The sequence below is a fragment of the uncultured Desulfosarcina sp. genome, from assembly GCF_963664155.2.
Taxonomy (GTDB): domain Bacteria; phylum Desulfobacterota; class Desulfobacteria; order Desulfobacterales; family Desulfosarcinaceae; genus Desulfosarcina.
Map to the genome: position 1 here is coordinate 1,326,962 of NZ_CAXXXH010000001.1, position 16,157 is coordinate 1,343,118.

The following is a 16,157-nucleotide window of genomic DNA, read 5'->3' on the forward strand; positions in this document are numbered from 1 at the left end:
GGTGTTAGGTTATCTTCGCCCGCTCCTCTTCAGAGAAAATCTTAGCCATGATCGTATACCCCACCCGCCGTTCTATTGGAAAAATATCAATACGCCCGGCCAGCAATTTCCTGAAGTTTAATTCATCATTGGGGGCTTCATCAAAAATGGCTCGTTCCGACTGCCTTAAGGCGTCAAATATATCGCTGTAGGCATATCCAATCGTCAGCCCGATGACCTTGCCTTTCAGGTCCTCTATATTATCCCAGTCAAAGGGTCTATCCTGGCAATAAAAGAAAACCCAATCTTGTTTGGAAAGGTACGCCGCACTGACATAATGCGTTTCCCGATGCCTGGGGGTATCAGCCCATTCGATGGTGCCGTCCCAGTCATTCGTTGTCGACTGGGGAAACGCTCGCGCCCAGGGAAAGAAACCGTACTCGACGGTGATTCCCTCCAGGGCAAATGCTTCTGCGACCACCCACAAGTCACATCCGAAATGCGGCAACGTCGCCCCGGCATAAGGGGATCCAATCGCCACTGGTCAATCGAATGGGGGTCGTTGACAGGTTCGCACCCCGAGGGGTTGCGGTGGCAACCGGGCTGCTCGCGGGAGTGGGTGTTGGCGCGGGCTCACACCCCAGACCGGATGCGATCCACATGAACAATGCCACCGTCAGGACGGATATCGGTCTTTTGCGTATCGGGATTCTCAGCCATGTCGGACCACCCTTTGGGGTTTGTGATTTGCAATTGTTGGACATTATGAAACCCATTCCGACTCTGCCGCTTTCATACTGACGATCCTATAAGTGAGTCTCAAAATGCAGTTATCCGTAAATTTTGGCCTTCTGGAGATTCGCCCTTTTTTATCAGCATATCAGATTTCCGCGAACGCATCTATAGACGCATCCTTTCGGCGCATCGTCTTGTCGTCGACGGGCTTCCGTATCAGAAACCTGGTCCCGGCAAACACCGGAGCATGCTGGGTAGCCATATCGAGCAGACTGTCGCCCCCCACTCGGGTATTCGGTAATACTTTTGTAACAGGACCCCGCGGGCCTTGCTATCCGTCCGGCATCGACTAATATGACGAAAACCCTCTGAGGGAAACCCTTCGACATCGCGCTTGCCTGAACGTACACCGGAGTCCCGCCCTTATACAAGAGGCTTTAGAAACGGCCATCGCCCCGCGCAGCGGTTGACGGAACTTTACTTTTGGAGAAAAGATGCAACATCCCGTACATCCCCTCGGATCAAAAGCCAGAATTTTACTCTCCAGCGTGTTTGGCCCCTATGCACAGGACGATGCGTACGGCAGCCGCGTCATCAACCCGATGGAGCTTTACCAGAACCAGGTCACCCGCGTTCAGGGTGGATTCTCCCTGCGAATGTTTCACCGCAGCTTCGGTCTGATGATGATTCAGACCAATATCGACGCACCGTGCACCCTGCTCGATTTTCCCAGCCTCGACCGGTTTGCGGATGAGCTGCGCAAACATTCCTACGACATTGTTGGTATCAGCGGCATCCTTCCGAATATCGGCAAGGTAAAGGTGATGTGCGATCTGATTCGCCGGCATCTTCCCCGGGCCGTTATCGTCGTCGGCGGGCATATCGCCAATATGGAAAACCTCGGCCAACGGATCGATGCGGACCACATCGTCAAAGGCGAAGGCATCCGGTGGTTCCGGAAGTTTCTCGGCCAGGACGAAAAGGCCCCGATCCGGCATCTGGTCACCCATTCCGCCCACGGCACGCGCATACTCGGCGTCCACCTGCACCGTGAACACAAGAACGGCAACACGGCCGCGATCCTGATCCCTTCGGTGGGATGCCCGATCGGCTGTAACTTCTGCGCCACATCCGCCCTTTTCGGCGGCAAGGGGAATTTTATCAATTTCCATGAGACCGGCGACGAGCTTTATGCGGTCATGGTCGATATTGAAAAAAAACTGAAGGTCAGCTCTTTTTTTGTGCTGGACGAGAACTTTCTGCTTCACCGCAAAAGAGCCCTTCGACTGCTGGAATTGATGGAAGCGAACCACAAAAGCTGGTCCCTGTATGTGTTCAGTTCGGCCCGGGTGTTGTCCTCCTACACCCTGAACCAGATCGCTGGGTTGGGGATTTCCTATGTATGGATGGGTCTGGAGGGAGAAGCCAGCGCCTACCGCAAGACCAACGGCATCGACACCAGACAGCTGATTCGAACGCTTCAATCACACGGCATTCGTGTGCTGGGGTCTTCCATCATCGGGCTGGAAAATCATACGCCGGAAAGCGTCGACCGGGTGATCGATTTCGCCGTCAGCCACGCTTCGGTATTTCACCAGTTCATGCTCTACACGCCGCTGCCCGGCACACCGCTTTTTGAAACCCATCGAAAAGGCGGATCGTTGCTCCCGGAAACCGCATTCCCCCTTGCCGATACCCACGGGCAGTGCCGTTTCAATTTCCGCCATCCCCACATTTCTCAGGGCCGGGAAGAAGAATTCCTGCTGGATGCCTTTCAACGGGATTTCGAGGTAAACGGTCCGAGCCTTGCCCGCCTGATCGATACACTCCTCAAAGGCTGGCAGCGGTATAAAAAGGCCCCGCAGGCACGCATCCGGAAACGATGGGCCCGAGAGGCATCCCCCCTTCGAAGCGTATATGCGGGCGCCGTATGGGCCATGAAACGGTATTACCGGAAAACCCCGCCCATGGGCGATAAAATGGCCGCGCTGCTCCGACAGATCTACCGGGAATTCGGATGGCTGCCCCGACTCTGCGCGCCGCTGATTGGACGGTACCTGTATACCGCCTTGCAGCGGGAAGAAAAGCGTCTGGCCGCCGGATGGACTTACGAACCCAAAACCTTTTATGAAAAAAACCCGGCCGCCCTCGCCGTTTCACGCCAAAAAGCGGCCGCGGCCCCACGGGTGCGGCCGGCGCCGTCCATCCATCCAACCGAAACCTGGGGCTCACCCGCTAAAGAACCGGTCAGGTAGCCAAACTGGATGTTGTAAAACTTGGGGATATGTTAAAAAAAACCGACTTGTATTGGAATCGCCCATTTTCCGGATGTCTGTCCGGAAATTTCCGGACATTGCGGCGAATGTCCGGCGGTCCGGTTGATCAACAGGATATGGGGGATATGGGGGATATGGGCTAATGAGCGAGGAAGCACCATCCGGATTTGGGGGCATCCGCCTTTTCGCTGTATGAACAATCGTGCTTAATGAATCTCCCCCTTTTCCCGTTTTTCGAGCAGTTCCGTGGTTTCCAGTAAAATACCGCTCGACAGGCAAACAATTTTGCCGTTGGTGGTGTTTCTGAAGCGGGTGATCGTGGAGCGGTCGATAACCCATACCCGTTGGCCACCTTTTTTCTCTATCTTGTAACACCCTTCCCAGTTTCTGTTTTCAAGAAAACCGGCCACCCGCTTTTCCTTGGCTTCCGCAATCCGATTCACCTTTTCTTCCACGCCGTTGTTTTCCCGGTAAAAGCTGAGGATATCGCCCCTGACGATGTTGATAAAGCCAGTCTGCTTCAATTCCCATGGCGTATATTCGCAAAGGCTTTCAATTTTAGGGCTCATATAGGCATGCACAATTTCATTGGCGCCATCCTCCCATACGGCCAGATAAGGAACCATCGGCATATCGTTGACGATCTCGTCGAAAATGAGAACGGAAATTCGCTCCCGTATCTCCTGCTCGATCTCCCAATCCAACTTGATTTTCAACGCCGATAAGCTTTCGTCAATGGTTTGCTGAAAAAGCATGGTCAGATCGATACGAAGATGCTGCGCTTCTAAAAGAATTGAATTTTCAAGCATTAAGCCCCCTTTTTTCGCTTAGGTAAGAACCATTGAACCCGTCGGGATGGTAAAGAAAGGCAAATAGCGAAGCCGGTGCTGGCAGGAGGGAAGAATTCGGATTGTCTGTTGCTGCAACCCTGCTGCCATATCCGCATGAATCCGGACTACAGGCCAGTCGGCTTTGCGTCCCGCCCTTTCGAACGGTTTGCCCTCGCTCGGTTCTGTTTAAAAGGTTGGGTTTCAATAGTCAATAGCAGAGTTTCAGCGCAATGGATGTCTTCCGGAAACGGTCGAGGGAGGTTGGTAAGATTGCAGATGCACAACGACTTCCGTGGCGCAAATGAAAGCATGCTCACAAGTTAAGAACACCGGGGGAACGCATGGGTTACCGTTGCAGTTCTTCCTTAATGGCCTTGCCGATGGCCGCAAGGGTATAGGGCTTTTTGATATAGCTGCCGGCGCCCATTGCCTGGGCCTCCCGGACCCGTTCGGTTTCCGAGTAACCGCTGGCGATGATGGCCTTTTGCTCCGGACGGATGCTTCTGATCTGGCGATAGGTTTCATACCCGTCGATTCCCGGCGCCATGATCATATCCAGAACCACCAGATCAGCCGTACGGGTGCGAAGAAATTCGATCGCCTCCTCACCGCTGGCAACCGCTTCGCAGCGATAGCCCAGGCGTTCGAGGATGCGGGTGGCGATCTCGCGCTGCACCGGAATATCATCGACGACCAGGATGAATTCGCCGTTGCCTGCAAAATCCGATAACGTCTCCGGTTTCCGGCTTCTTTGCAATTGATCCCGCGTGGCCGGAAAAAACAAGTCAAAACGCGTCCCCTGGCCCTCCTCGCTGTGGATGTCAATATAGCCATGGTGATCCTTGATCGTTCCCCAAACCACAGCCATGCCGAGCCCCGATCCGTTCCGTCCCATGGCCTTCCGGGTATAGAAGGGTTCAAAAATCCTGGCTCGGTCGCTCTCCGGAATCCCGATCCCTGAATCGGCAATGGACAGGACCACGTACTCACCTTCTTTTACGGTATCAAACCCGGCAACAACACTGTCCGCATAGCGGTTGCGGGTGGTGATCTCAATGCGGCCGCCCTTGGGCATGGCTTCAACGGCGTTGGAAATTAAATTAGACAATGATTTGAAAACGTGAATAGAGGAACCGTAGATATTGAACAGATCGGACTGGAGGTGGGTTGACAGGTGAACCGTTGAATGAAGGCGCATCATCGACTGAATTTCGGGCGATTCAAGGCAGTCGGTGACAATGTGATTCAAGTTCAGCAATTCGAGCGTGGAGACCCCCCTGCGGGAGAGCGTCAACAGGTCCTGAACGATGGCGGCGGCATTTTCACCTGATTTTTTGATGGTGGCCAGCGGTCGCCGCAACGGGCTGTCCTGGGGCAGATCCATCAGCAATAATTCAGGATAGCTGACGATTCCGCTTAGGATGTTATTCAGGTCATGGGCCACGCCGCCTGCCAGGGTCCCCAATGCTTCCATCTTCTGGGCGCGCGTCAACTGCTCCTCCAGACGCTTTGACCAGGTAACATCGGCCAGAACGCCCTGAATCCCCGTAATTTCATCTCCTTCCAGGACAGGTCGCGAGCTTACCCGACACCACCTGTTTTCCCCGGACTTGTCAAAAAATCGATATTCTTCAGGTCCGCGGTTAACCTCCAACGCCCTGGCAAAATCATTTTTAAGGCGCGCCCGATCCTGCGGGCAGATGTAGTCGAAAAAATTTTTCCCGATCAGTTCACTGGCTCGAAAACCCGATATCGATTCAATCACCGGGCTGACATAGGTAACCATCCCCTGCCGGTCGACCGCATAAATCACATCATTGATGTTTTCCACCAGGTCCCGGAATTTTTCCTCGCTTTTGCGCAGGGCCTCTTTGGCCAACGTTTGCTCGGTCACGTCCAGGGCGATGCCGATGGCTCCGGTCAGCCGGCTGCCGGCGTCCGTTATGGGTTGAATACGCACTTCGAAAAAGACATCCTTGAAATGGATGGTGTCGGAAATATACTCGCCGCTGATTGCGCGTTGCGTGATATCGATGATGGGTCTGTTATCGGCAAACAATTCGAGTACGGATTTTCCCACCACCCTTCCGGGTGTAAAGCCGATTTTTTCCATTCCCTTGCCGTCGGAAAAAGTCAGTACGCCCTCCCGGTCAATGGCCCAGATGACAAGGGGTGCATAGGTGATGATGGCCCGCAGCCGCTGGTTCGCACGCGCCAATTCATCCGTACGCGTTATGACGATGGCTTCAACCTGCTCCTTTTGCCGGCGCAGGTCTTCCTGGGCGGCCTTGCGCTGATCGACTTCCTGCTGCAGGTCGGCGATAAGCGCGCTTCTTTCGTATCTCAGCGCGAGCAGGGCCAGGATATCCTTATGCATCCGGGTGGCTGTCAGGATATTGATCAGGAGAAAGAGCAGAACCATGGCCCCCATGGCGATATGAATGTCGCTGCCAAGCATGAAAAACCGGAAACATATCGGAAGCAGGGCCGGAATGCTGAACAGGTAGAAAGCCGATAGTACAGCCGTAAATGCTCCGATGGCGCCGGCCACCATGCCGCCGGAGACAAAAGCGATAAACGCCTGATGGGCGAATGAATCGGAGGGAAACAGGAAAATGGCGGTCGATCCCCACAGCACCCCCGACAGGAAGAGGGTGGCAAGGAACCCGGCGTTCCATTTCTGGGGGTTCGACGTTTTGGTGGGGGATCGGCGGTAGAGGCCGTTCAGTACCAGACGAAGCGCGCTGACCATCACCGCACAAACCAGCCAGACGATCAACTCCATCCTCCGGACATGACCTCTGAGTACGAAAGCCAGAATCATCCCGTTGATGAGGGTCGCCGCGGTGCCGAAGCCGGTGTGTTCGTACTGCTTTTGTACCTGGTCGGCAAATAGCCGGTGGTTCCCCGCGGATGGTTGAGGTCTGTCGGAATCGCTTGGCATGGTATTAATCTCGAAGCTGATGATTTAAAGATCCGCTGCGACAAAGGCCTTATTGGGCGGTGCCCGCCTCCCTGTATAAGCTGAATCCTTGATACTTCAACCGGATCACCGGCAAATCATTGCCGGCGGGCGCTGAAAGATCTGCCCTTGCCCGGCGTGCTAACGGTCGGCAGGGCAGTGGCGAACTGGGCGTAAAGCGCCGGGCTGACGGCGCACAGATGGTGGATGAGGCGGTCCCAGATATCGGCCTCGTTGCGGTACGCCGTCTCCGCCATGCGGCGGGTATCGTAGGATCCCGGTAGCGAGGTCCTTTTTTTCGGCAGGGCTGGCTTTCGGCGGGTACCGGCCAACCGCCTGAAAACATCAGGCCCCAGCGCGGCGTAATAGAGCAGGCTGTGGGCCGTGGACAGAGCCCCCGCCCAGGGGTAGTCATGGAGCCACCACCCTGCCGACAGGTCATCCAGGTGCCGGTCGATGGTTTCCCTGTCGTCCGCGGTTTTCGTTTCCCGACGCTCGCGGTAGAACAATCCCGTCTGCCAGTTATCGCCGTTCAGGTGCCAGATCCCTTCGATCCCGAACGCATCCGGTTCCGCGGCCACGCGCGAACCATGGCTGAGGCCGAAGCGGCCGCAGATGAACAGCGCTATCTCGCTCCGCAACGCGCGGATCCAGGCCAGGGTAGCCTGCGCCTCCGGCCGGGTCTCCGTGGGAAAATCGGTAAAGCACATGGCCTCCACCGCGATGCCTGCCGTGGCGAGGTTGTGGACCGCAGTCGACATATCCGCCAGGCCAACCCCTTTGTCAATGAGGCGGATCAGCCGGGGTGAGGCCGATTCGATGCCCAGCGCCACGCTCAGCGCGCCGCCGGCCTTCAACTCCCGGCAACAATCGGGGGTCAGGGACGCCTCGGGGCGCATATCCGTCCCCCAGTGTATGTCTGCGTTGATCTCACTCAGGGCTCCGGCGACCTGCCTGGCGAAGGCCGGTGCGAAGGCATCCTGGGAAAGGTAGACGGTGCGGCAGCCCCAGCGCATCGACATCTGTTTGAGGTGGGTCGCCACCTCGGCCACCGGGCGCTGGCGGTAGGCGGCTGTTCCCCGGCAGCTCAGCCCGTAATGGCAGAAGGCGCATTTTCCCCAGTAGCATCCGCGCGTGGGGTCGTAGGGCAGGACCGGCTCGGGGGAAAAATACTTCTCCAGCGGCAGGCCGTCAAAATCCGGCGGAGCAAGACCGGCAAGGTCCGCAGCCTGGTTTCCATGCATCACCGGCGGCGGGTTAAGGCCGGCGGACAGCATGCCCACCAGGTCCAGCAGAGCCGCTTCGCCTTCAAACAGCACCACCGAATCGAAGGGACCGCGCATGTCGGCAATCCGTGCATCGTCAAATCGCGCCAGCAGCTGGGTCACCGCGGGGCCGCCCATGCTGACGTGCAGCTGAGGAAATCGGGCTTTGAGCGCGTAAGCCAGGGAATAGCCGGGTTGGATTTGTCCGGGAAAGGCCATGGAAAGGCCCACCAGCTTAACGTCCGCTGCCGCCAGCCGGTCGCACAGCGTTTTGCTGAAGTAGTCGTGAAAAGGGTCGTTTTCCGGACGGGCGTCGGACCGGATCTGCGCTTCGGAGAGCAGCGCAAACGGGGTCCGGTAGGAGGTAAAATCCATGCTCAACGGGCTGTAGGCGGCGCTGACGAGTCGCAGGGCGGCCATGACGGTGGAAACGGCCTTTTCATAGTGGACCGGATCATAAAAACGACGCCCCGTCGGATCCCGCAGGACCGCCACGGCATCTTCGACGGCTGACGGCACCCAGTCGAGATCCGGGAATACATCGGTCAGGCGCAGGAAGAGCAGCTGGTCGGTATGCCCCAACACCGATTTACGCAGCAACCGCGCCAGGCGCTTTTCCACCCGGCGGGCCAGGGTTGACAGCGGGGCTTGCCTGAGGAGGCCATCGAACGCCTCCACGTTAGCGTCCACGGGTAAAACCGAAATGCCATGACTGCGCAGATGACCCGTCAGCAGTGGCACCGAAAGGTAAGGCGCCGTGGGGTCGCAGGCCGGTGGATAGATCAGGGCGATGGTCATTGGCTGATCCGGAGCCTAAACGGTTAAGGCCATTTTTTTTAGGGGCTATTCGATTTTTGCAGATTGAAACCGTCTATAAGATTCGATTCGGGTTCGCTATCGCGGCCTCTTCTCGTGTCAATCCGGTTTCATCGGTCCGGTGGTTACCGGTGCCGCCCACTGCTCCAGAATCCGATCGACCTTGTCGGTCACTATATTGCGTGCCTCCCCGCGATCGTGCCCCATCATCAAGAGCTCATCGTACGGCGTCTCCACGTGCCTGATATGGGCAACGACCGCCAGGCGGACAGCCCCTTCATCGAAGCGCCTGGCCCACGCCGAGCGACCGATCCGACCGCTGTGTTTGAGGCAGGCATGCTCGGCGATGACCGCATCCCTTCCGGCAGGGCACCCGGGGAAAAGCTCGCACACCCGCATGGCAAAACGGTTCAGATAGTCACGATCCAGATGCTCCCGCCGGATGGCTTCCCGCGCCCGCCGTCTTTCCCTGACCTCGAAGTCCGCTAGGCAATCTTTCTCAGCCTGCTCCAGTGCCTGCACCTCCACGAGCAATCCCTGCCGTTCATATCGTTTGCGGGCTCGCGTCCATTTTAAGACGACCGCAGCCAGTGTCGAGTATTTTCGCGCACGCCGGGTGAGTGCCGCGTCTCCCGAAGGCAGAAAGACGAGATGGTCGAGGTCTGCACAAGAAAGGCAAAGGGCGCCTTTTTCTTCGGCCAGGGTGATCCAGGCACCGCACCCCACATTCTCACCACACTCACCGCAGGAGGAATCCGAGGATGAAATAAACACCTTTAACTCTTCTTTTTTTTTCATCTCTATCCTGGGTTTGCAGAAGGGTTTCAGCTGCTCAGGCACCGCCATAGGAATCAGGAGGGAAACCCGCAATACCGTATCGGCTATCGGCCCGCATGGCCAGGTTTTCTATAGCCAGATCACAATGGGAACCTAAAAATGTTGAGTCGCTTGAGCGTTACCCACTTTCCGGATTCCGGTCAAGAAGTTTTAGGGGATGGAGGAGTTTTGAAGCAGGTTTGGCTAAATGGCTTTTAGCAGGTATTTAAGAACGTCATGAGCGAATGTGCATTAACCCACTGACGAAAATTCCAATTTAACGGGAGTGCTGACCTATGTCGGAAGATCCCGTTTGTGGACGGTCAGGGTTACAGTTTCACCGGCATCCCCATCATCGGCCACAAGAAATAAATCGCAAAGGCCAGGACCGCCATCAGGATGATGCTGGCGTAAACGCCATAGATAAAGAATTCCACGGTGGTGAACTGATTGGAGTCGTAGGCAATGGCATTGGGTGCGGCACCGATCAGCAGCATGAACGGCATGCCGGCCGTGACCAGCGCGGCATAGAAGATCACCTCCGGGGCGACGCCCAGATAGGGTGCGATGACCAGGGCCACGGGAAGCGAGATGGCGATGGCCGCCACGTTCATGATGAAGTTGGTCATGATCATGACGAAAAAGCCGATGCTCATCACGAAGACGAACCAGTTGGCGTTTTTAAACATGGCCAGCCAGTTGACCGCCAGCCAGTTGGCGGCCTGGGTCTCCCACAGACACAGCCCCATGCTCATGGCGCCGGAAAATAGCAGAATGATGTTCCAGGGAATCTGCTCCAGATCTGAAATCTCGAGTATGTTGAGAACATAGAACAGCAGTGTGGTGACAATCAGGATAGCGGATTTGTTCAGTTTGGCCAGCGGCGGGAAGAAGGATTGCAGGGCCAGCACCGCCACGCAGGTAAGGATGATCGACGTGGCCATCACCTCGTTGCGGGTCAGCGGTCCCATTTCGGTCCTGAGTTGCCGGGCCCTCTGCTTCAATCCCGGGATGGTCGCTTTTTCAGGTTTGCACAGAATCATGATCAGCCCCCAGATCAGCAGCATCATCAGCCAGCCCACGGGGAAAAAGTAGTAGCTGTATTCAAAAAAACTGATGCTTTTACCGGCGATGTCCCGGAAGAAACCGATGGCCACGGCACCGCGCGCCGCACCCAGCAGGGTGACGATGCTGCCGGCGCCGGCGACGTAGGCCATGCCGATGAACAACCCTTTACCGAAGCGGGTCTTGGCGTTATCCCCTGCATACAGACCGTGAATAGCCAGCAGCAGCGGATAGATGGTGGCCGCCACGGCGGTATGGGCCATGAAGTGCGTCAGAACGACCGTTACGCTGAAACATCCCAGGTAAATCATCGAGGTTCTTTCGCCCACCACCGAGAGCATCGTATAGGCCATGCGCCGGGTCAGCCCCGTCTTGGTGAACACCTGGCCGATGACGATGGAGCCGAAGATGAACAATACCGAAGGGTCCATGAAATTGCCGAAAACATCTTTGGCCGGCCGGATGAAAAAAAGCGTCTGGAACACGCCGATAGCCAGGCCGGTGACACCGATGGGCAGCACTTCGAACACCCACCAGGTGCCGGCCAGCAAAAAGACCGCCAGGGCGCCTTTGCCTTCATGGCTCAGGACGAAGTGCTTGCCGGCCGGGTCGATGGCATCGGGCCAGGGGGGAGAGTAAAACGTCAGCACAAAAAGACCGATGCCGAGCAGCAGAAAAACCCAGCGTTTGATCTCACTTTTGTCGATGGCGGCGGCTGAGGCGGTATTCACCACGAAACTTCTCCTTCGCAGTTAAATGGATGCTTTTTTTGTTCGGGTCATCCCATCCAATTGTTGTAGCCACTGTAATAACTCGCTTTTTAGATTTTTTTACCATTATCCGATACGCAGGACCGCATCCCCCGTGGCGACCTCCGATCCTTTCTGAACGAGAATTTCCTTGACCACGCCGGAAAGGTGGGTGGTCAGGTTGTTTTCCATCTTCATCGCCTCCATCACGGCCACCGTCTGGCCGACCTGAACCGGATCGCCGACGCGCACCTTGATCTCTAAAATCAGGCCCGGAATGGGGGCCAGGACCGCGCCCTGAACGGCAGTCGTCCCGGGTGCGGATTCAGCCGGTGCCGGTTCACGGACGGGCGCAGCAACGGCCACCCGCGGCAGCGGCGCGGAAGAGGCATCCTGGACAATGGTCACATCATAAGGGGTGCCGTTGACCGACACCCGAAGGCCCGCTGCCGGCTGTGCCTCCACCGTTACGGCAAAATCCTGATCACCGATCTTAAGCTGGTATTGCATCCTCATATCCCTTTTTTGTCATTGTAGTAATGATCCCCGGACCTTATTTTTCTTTCTTTCTCCCCCCATGGCGAAATACCGCCAGCCGGTCCTGCATGATCCGCTGGCGCCCTTGCAGGGTCCAGGCCGTGCCGGTATCCGGCGGTACGGGGGAAGGCGCCATCCGGGAAGCCGTGTCCCGCAGGTACAGGGCCGCTCCGATGGCGGCAACCACCGTATCGGGCACAGCCGCCGGCCGGCCCGATCCTCCGGCCGAAGCGGTCGCCGCAGGAGGTACTGCCGCCGGCGCTTTTTTCTCCTCCCCGGCGGCAACCCTGCCGCCCCGAATCCGGTCCAGCAGGGTAAAGATCCAACCCTAGGCGAGCATGCCGATCATCAGGAGCGACAGGACAAAGAAGATGCCGAAGAACCGGATGAACAGCGTTCCCAGGGCATAGCCCCAGAACGAATCCCGGGGACCGCCCACCAGCCGGATCTGTCCGTCGGCCGCACCGTCGGCATCCAGGTCGCCGCCGTCCCGCACCTGGACGACCAGTTCCCGCACCCGCTGCTCGAGCACGCGGTTTTCCTTCTGGGCATCTTTGATCCAGGGTTCCGTCCGTTTGGGGTTGAACACATAAAAGGCCGTCGACAGACTGAAGAAGTCCGACCGGATGGCCACCGTGGCCGTGCCGCCCGGGATTACATCACGGATGCCGATCTCAAAGGCGCCGGACTTGAAATTCTTGATGTCCACGTCGGGCCGGTCAACGGTGGCAAAATCGACGCCTTTGACGCCGGCCAGGGTCCCGCCTTCCGTGACCTGGAATTCGACCGTCACGCTGGTGCTTTTGGCCCGGGGGATGAATTTGGCGACAATCCGATTCCCGCTCCGGGTAAATTCAGGGTTGGGCTTTTCCACGTCTCCGGCGGAGAAGAGACCGGTGGCATGGCTGCTGACGCACCAGCCAAGAAGCATCGTCACAACGACCAGGGACAGCCGGAGTTTGCTTTTTTTGCGCACGGTTCGCATGGCGGGCCTCCTCCTATTGAAACATGGCGATGAACATGCCGGCCGCCGCGGCCGATCCGATCACCCCGGCCAGGTTGGGCCCCATGGCATGCATGATCAGCCAGTTGTCGGGATCGGCTTTCAACCCTTCGGCGTGGGAGACGCGGGCCGACATGGGCACCGCCGACACTCCGGCCGATCCGATCAGCGGATTCATCTTCTCTTTGACGAAAAGGTTCATGATGTGCACGGTGAGGATGCCGCCGAAGGTGCAGACCACGAAATCGAGCAGGCCGAAGCTGAAAATCAGCAGCGGCTTGAGCGTCAGGAACTTCTCCGCCGCCATGGTGGCCCCCACCGACAGGCCCAGGAAAATGGTCACGATGTTCATCAGGGCGTTTTGCGACGTGTCGGAAAGACGCTTGACCGCCCCGCATTCACGCATGAAGTTGCCGAACATGAACATGCCCATCAGCGGCGCCACGGCCGGCACCATCAGGATGATCAGGATCGAGCCGACCAGGGGAAAGAGAATTTTTTCCCGCGCGGAGACCACCCGCAATTGCCGCATGCGGATGCGGCGCTGGGCCGGGGTGGTCATCAGGCGCATGATGGGCGGCTGGATCAGCGGCACCATGGCCATGTACGAGTAGGCGGCCAGGGCGTTGGCGCCCAGCAGGTGGGGGGCCAGCTTGGCGGTCAGGTAAATGGTGGTGGGACCGTCGGCCCCGCCGATGATGCCCACCGAGGCAGCCTCCTTGAGGGTGAAGCCGAAAAAGAGGACGCCGATATAAGTGATGAAGACCCCCAGCTGCGCGCCGGCGCCGATGATCAGCGTCTTGGGGTTGGCGATCAGGGGGCCGAAGTCGGTCATGGCCCCCAGCCCCAGAAAAATCACGCAGGGAATGACTTCCCACTCGACCCCGTACTTGTAGAAAACCCGGATCAGCTCGGGGGTTCCGTGCTCGCTGAACCCCATCAGGGGCACCAGGGGAAAGTTGACCAGGAAGATGCCGAAGCCGATGGGCACCAGCAGCAGGGGTTCGTAGCGCTTGGCCACGGCCAGGTAGAGAAAGAAAAAGGCCACCCCGATCATGATCACCTGTTTGAACATCAGATTCGGCAGACCCGACTGGGTCGTCAGAATACTTACAATAAGCTCCATGACCTGTTCCCACGACATGGTCCGTTTTCCTTGTATTATAGCGGAATGTTGCCGTGCTTTTTGGGCGGGTTGACGTCGCGTTTGGTGCTGAGCATCCGCAGGGCCTTGATCAGATGCGGCCGGGTGTCGGCCGGGTCGATGACATCGTCGATGTAGCCCAGTTCGGCGGCTTTGTAAGGGTTGGCGAATTTGGTGCGGTACTCCTGCACCAGCCGCTTGCGCTCGGCCTCGGGATCGGCGGCGCCCTGAATCTGTTCCCGGCTGATGATATTCACCGCGCCCTCAGCCCCCATGACGGCGATCTCGGCCGTCGGGAAACCCAGCACCAGGTCTCCGCGGATGTGACGGGAGTTCATCACGCAATAGGCTCCCCCATAGGCCTTGCGGGTGATCACGGTGATGCGCGGCACCGTGGCCTCGCAGAAGGCATAAATCAGCTTGGCGCCGTGCTTGATGATGCCGCCGTGCTCCTGGTGGGTCCCGGGCAGGAAGCCGGGTACGTCCTCGTAGACGATCAGGGGAATGTTGAAGGCATCGCAGAAACGCACGAAACGCGCCCCTTTGACCGAGGCGTTGATGTCCAGGCAGCCGGCCATGGCCAGGGGCTGGTTGGCGACGATACCCACCGTCGCCCCCCCCAGGCAGCCGAACCCCACCACGATGTTCCTGGCGTACAGGGCCTGCACCTCGAAAAAGGTTCCGTCATCCAGGTTCGAACGGATCAGGTCACGGATGTCATAGGGTTTGTTGGGGTCGGCCGGCACCAGGTCGCGCAGGGTCTCGTCCCGGCGCTCGGGATCGTCAGACGAAGGCCGGCGGGGAGGCTCCTCCATGTTGTTGCAGGGCAGGAAGCTTAACAGCTCCCGGATCCGTTCCAGGCAGGCGGCATCGTCCGGCTCGGCAAAGTGGGCCACCCCGCTGACGGTGTTGTGGGCCATGGCCCCGCCCAGATCTTCCTTGGTGACCGATTCCCGGGTGACCGCCTTGATCACCTCCGGTCCGGTGATAAACATGTAGCCGGTTTTTTCCACCATGAAAATCCAGTCGGTCAGGGCCGGCGAATAGACCGCCCCGCCTGCCGAGGGCCCCATGATGGCCGTAATCTGGGGAATGACCCCCGAGGCCATGACGTTGCGCAGGAAAATGTCGGAATAACCGGCCAGGCTCATGACCCCTTCCTGAATGCGGGCCCCGCCGGAATCGCAAAGTCCGATCACCGGCGCACCGACCTTCATGGCCGTGTCCATGACCTTGCAGATCTTTTCCGCATGGGACAGGGAAAGGGAACCGCCGAAAACGGTAAAATCCTGGGCGAACACGAAGACCTGGCGTCCGTTGATCAGCCCCTGGCCGGTAATGACCCCGTCGCCCGGAATTTTCTCCGCATCCATGCCGAAATCCACACAGCGGTGGGTCTTGAAACGATCCATTTCGATGAAGCTGCCTGGATCAAGCAGCCGGTCGATGCGTTCCCGGGCGCATAATTTGCCGGCGGCATGCTGTTTGGCCATGCGGGCTTCTCCGCCGCCGGCCAGGGCCTGGTTGCTTTTCTGAATGAGGATTTCGAGCAGTTCGTTGGAACCCATGAGGTCTCCTTTGGAAGGGTTGTGACCTATCGGATGATATGAATTCGTCTTTTTAGGTTTTCATCAAGATTGATGGAATCGTAAAAAGTCGAAATCTCAGATTCATTGTCATCCCCGCGGCGGGGATCCATAAGATTCAAATAGTTATAGATAGCGCTAAAGCTTCACTGCGTGTGCCCGCCTTCGCGGGAATGACACATCGGAAACTTTTTACGAGGCCATCAAGATCCATCGGCTCAAAACAGACTAATTTTGCAGCAAATTCAACGAGCATCGACTGTGCCATTTTTTACTTCCAGGTAAGCGGGGACGGATATCGGATTGAATCCAAGGGAAATTAACGGTCTGACAAATCGGGACCGTATTACGCTGAAAAGATCGTGCGGCTGGAAACCTGTTTTATGGAACCGGC

General features: G+C 57.6%; 12 protein-coding genes and 1 riboswitch. Of the genes, 2 read left to right on the top strand and 10 right to left on the bottom strand.

Going from position 1 to position 16,157, the window contains the following annotated elements; all coding sequences use genetic code 11:
* Positions 1 to 4: 4 nt before the first annotated feature.
* On the bottom strand, positions 5 to 466 hold the full coding sequence (locus ACHZBS_RS05910; RefSeq protein ID WP_394707967.1) for a substrate-binding periplasmic protein: 462 nt from the start codon (positions 464 to 466) through the stop codon (positions 5 to 7).
* Between the two features lie 742 nt (positions 467 to 1,208).
* Here ACHZBS_RS05910 and ACHZBS_RS05915 point away from each other — a divergent pair.
* Positions 1,209 to 2,969: a B12-binding domain-containing radical SAM protein gene (locus tag ACHZBS_RS05915; protein WP_319405599.1), complete on the top strand. Its 1,761-nt coding sequence runs from the start codon at positions 1,209 to 1,211 to the stop codon at positions 2,967 to 2,969.
* A 227-nt stretch (positions 2,970 to 3,196) separates the two neighbouring features.
* Here the strand turns inward: ACHZBS_RS05915 and ACHZBS_RS05920 are convergent, their stop codons facing one another.
* The 6 genes from ACHZBS_RS05920 to ACHZBS_RS05945 all read right to left on the bottom strand — a co-directional run bounded on the left by ACHZBS_RS05920 (position 3,197) and on the right by ACHZBS_RS05945 (position 12,003).
* Complete coding sequence (locus tag ACHZBS_RS05920; RefSeq protein WP_319405600.1) at positions 3,197 to 3,799, bottom strand: hypothetical protein; 603 nt, start codon at positions 3,797 to 3,799, stop codon at positions 3,197 to 3,199.
* Between the two features lie 109 nt (positions 3,800 to 3,908).
* A riboswitch (cyclic di-GMP riboswitch) is annotated at positions 3,909 to 4,001 on the bottom strand.
* A gap of 165 nt (positions 4,002 to 4,166) precedes the next feature.
* Entirely contained in the window at positions 4,167 to 6,764 is a 2,598-nt protein-coding gene (locus ACHZBS_RS05925; protein WP_319405601.1) for a PAS domain S-box protein, read from the bottom strand.
* A gap of 116 nt (positions 6,765 to 6,880) precedes the next feature.
* Complete coding sequence (locus tag ACHZBS_RS05930) at positions 6,881 to 8,845, bottom strand: radical SAM protein (protein WP_319405602.1); 1,965 nt, start codon at positions 8,843 to 8,845, stop codon at positions 6,881 to 6,883.
* A 117-nt stretch (positions 8,846 to 8,962) separates the two neighbouring features.
* Positions 8,963 to 9,661, bottom strand: a complete 699-nt coding sequence (locus ACHZBS_RS05935) for a DUF2293 domain-containing protein (protein WP_319405603.1) — start codon at positions 9,659 to 9,661, stop codon at positions 8,963 to 8,965.
* A gap of 347 nt (positions 9,662 to 10,008) precedes the next feature.
* The gene (locus ACHZBS_RS05940) at positions 10,009 to 11,478 is read right to left on the bottom strand and encodes an SLC13 family permease (protein ID WP_394707968.1); all 1,470 of its coding nucleotides are present in this window, start codon (positions 11,476 to 11,478) and stop codon (positions 10,009 to 10,011) included.
* Positions 11,479 to 11,580: 102 nt separating this feature from the next.
* Positions 11,581 to 12,003 carry a biotin/lipoyl-containing protein gene (locus ACHZBS_RS05945; protein WP_319405605.1) on the bottom strand — a complete coding sequence of 141 codons (423 nt, stop codon included), beginning with the start codon at positions 12,001 to 12,003 and terminating at the stop codon, positions 11,581 to 11,583.
* Positions 12,004 to 12,098: 95 nt separating this feature from the next.
* On the opposite strand from ACHZBS_RS05945, the gene ACHZBS_RS05950 reads away from it, so the two are divergent.
* Complete coding sequence (locus tag ACHZBS_RS05950; RefSeq protein ID WP_319405606.1) at positions 12,099 to 12,362, top strand: hypothetical protein; 264 nt, start codon at positions 12,099 to 12,101, stop codon at positions 12,360 to 12,362.
* Here ACHZBS_RS05950 and ACHZBS_RS05955 read toward each other — a convergent pair.
* Genes ACHZBS_RS05955 through ACHZBS_RS05965 form a run of 3 tightly spaced genes read right to left on the bottom strand, consistent with a single transcriptional unit; the run spans position 12,359 to position 15,745 of the window.
* Positions 12,359 to 13,015: a hypothetical protein gene (locus ACHZBS_RS05955; RefSeq protein WP_319405607.1), complete on the bottom strand. Its 657-nt coding sequence runs from the start codon at positions 13,013 to 13,015 to the stop codon at positions 12,359 to 12,361. The two genes, ACHZBS_RS05950 and ACHZBS_RS05955, sit on opposite strands and share 4 nt — an antisense overlap.
* Before the next feature lie 13 nt (positions 13,016 to 13,028).
* Positions 13,029 to 14,177: a sodium ion-translocating decarboxylase subunit beta gene (locus ACHZBS_RS05960; protein ID WP_319405608.1), complete on the bottom strand. Its 1,149-nt coding sequence runs from the start codon at positions 14,175 to 14,177 to the stop codon at positions 13,029 to 13,031.
* Between the two features lie 17 nt (positions 14,178 to 14,194).
* The gene (locus ACHZBS_RS05965) at positions 14,195 to 15,745 is read right to left on the bottom strand and encodes an acyl-CoA carboxylase subunit beta (protein ID WP_319405609.1); all 1,551 of its coding nucleotides are present in this window, start codon (positions 15,743 to 15,745) and stop codon (positions 14,195 to 14,197) included.
* Between the last annotated feature and the right edge of the window lie 412 nt (positions 15,746 to 16,157).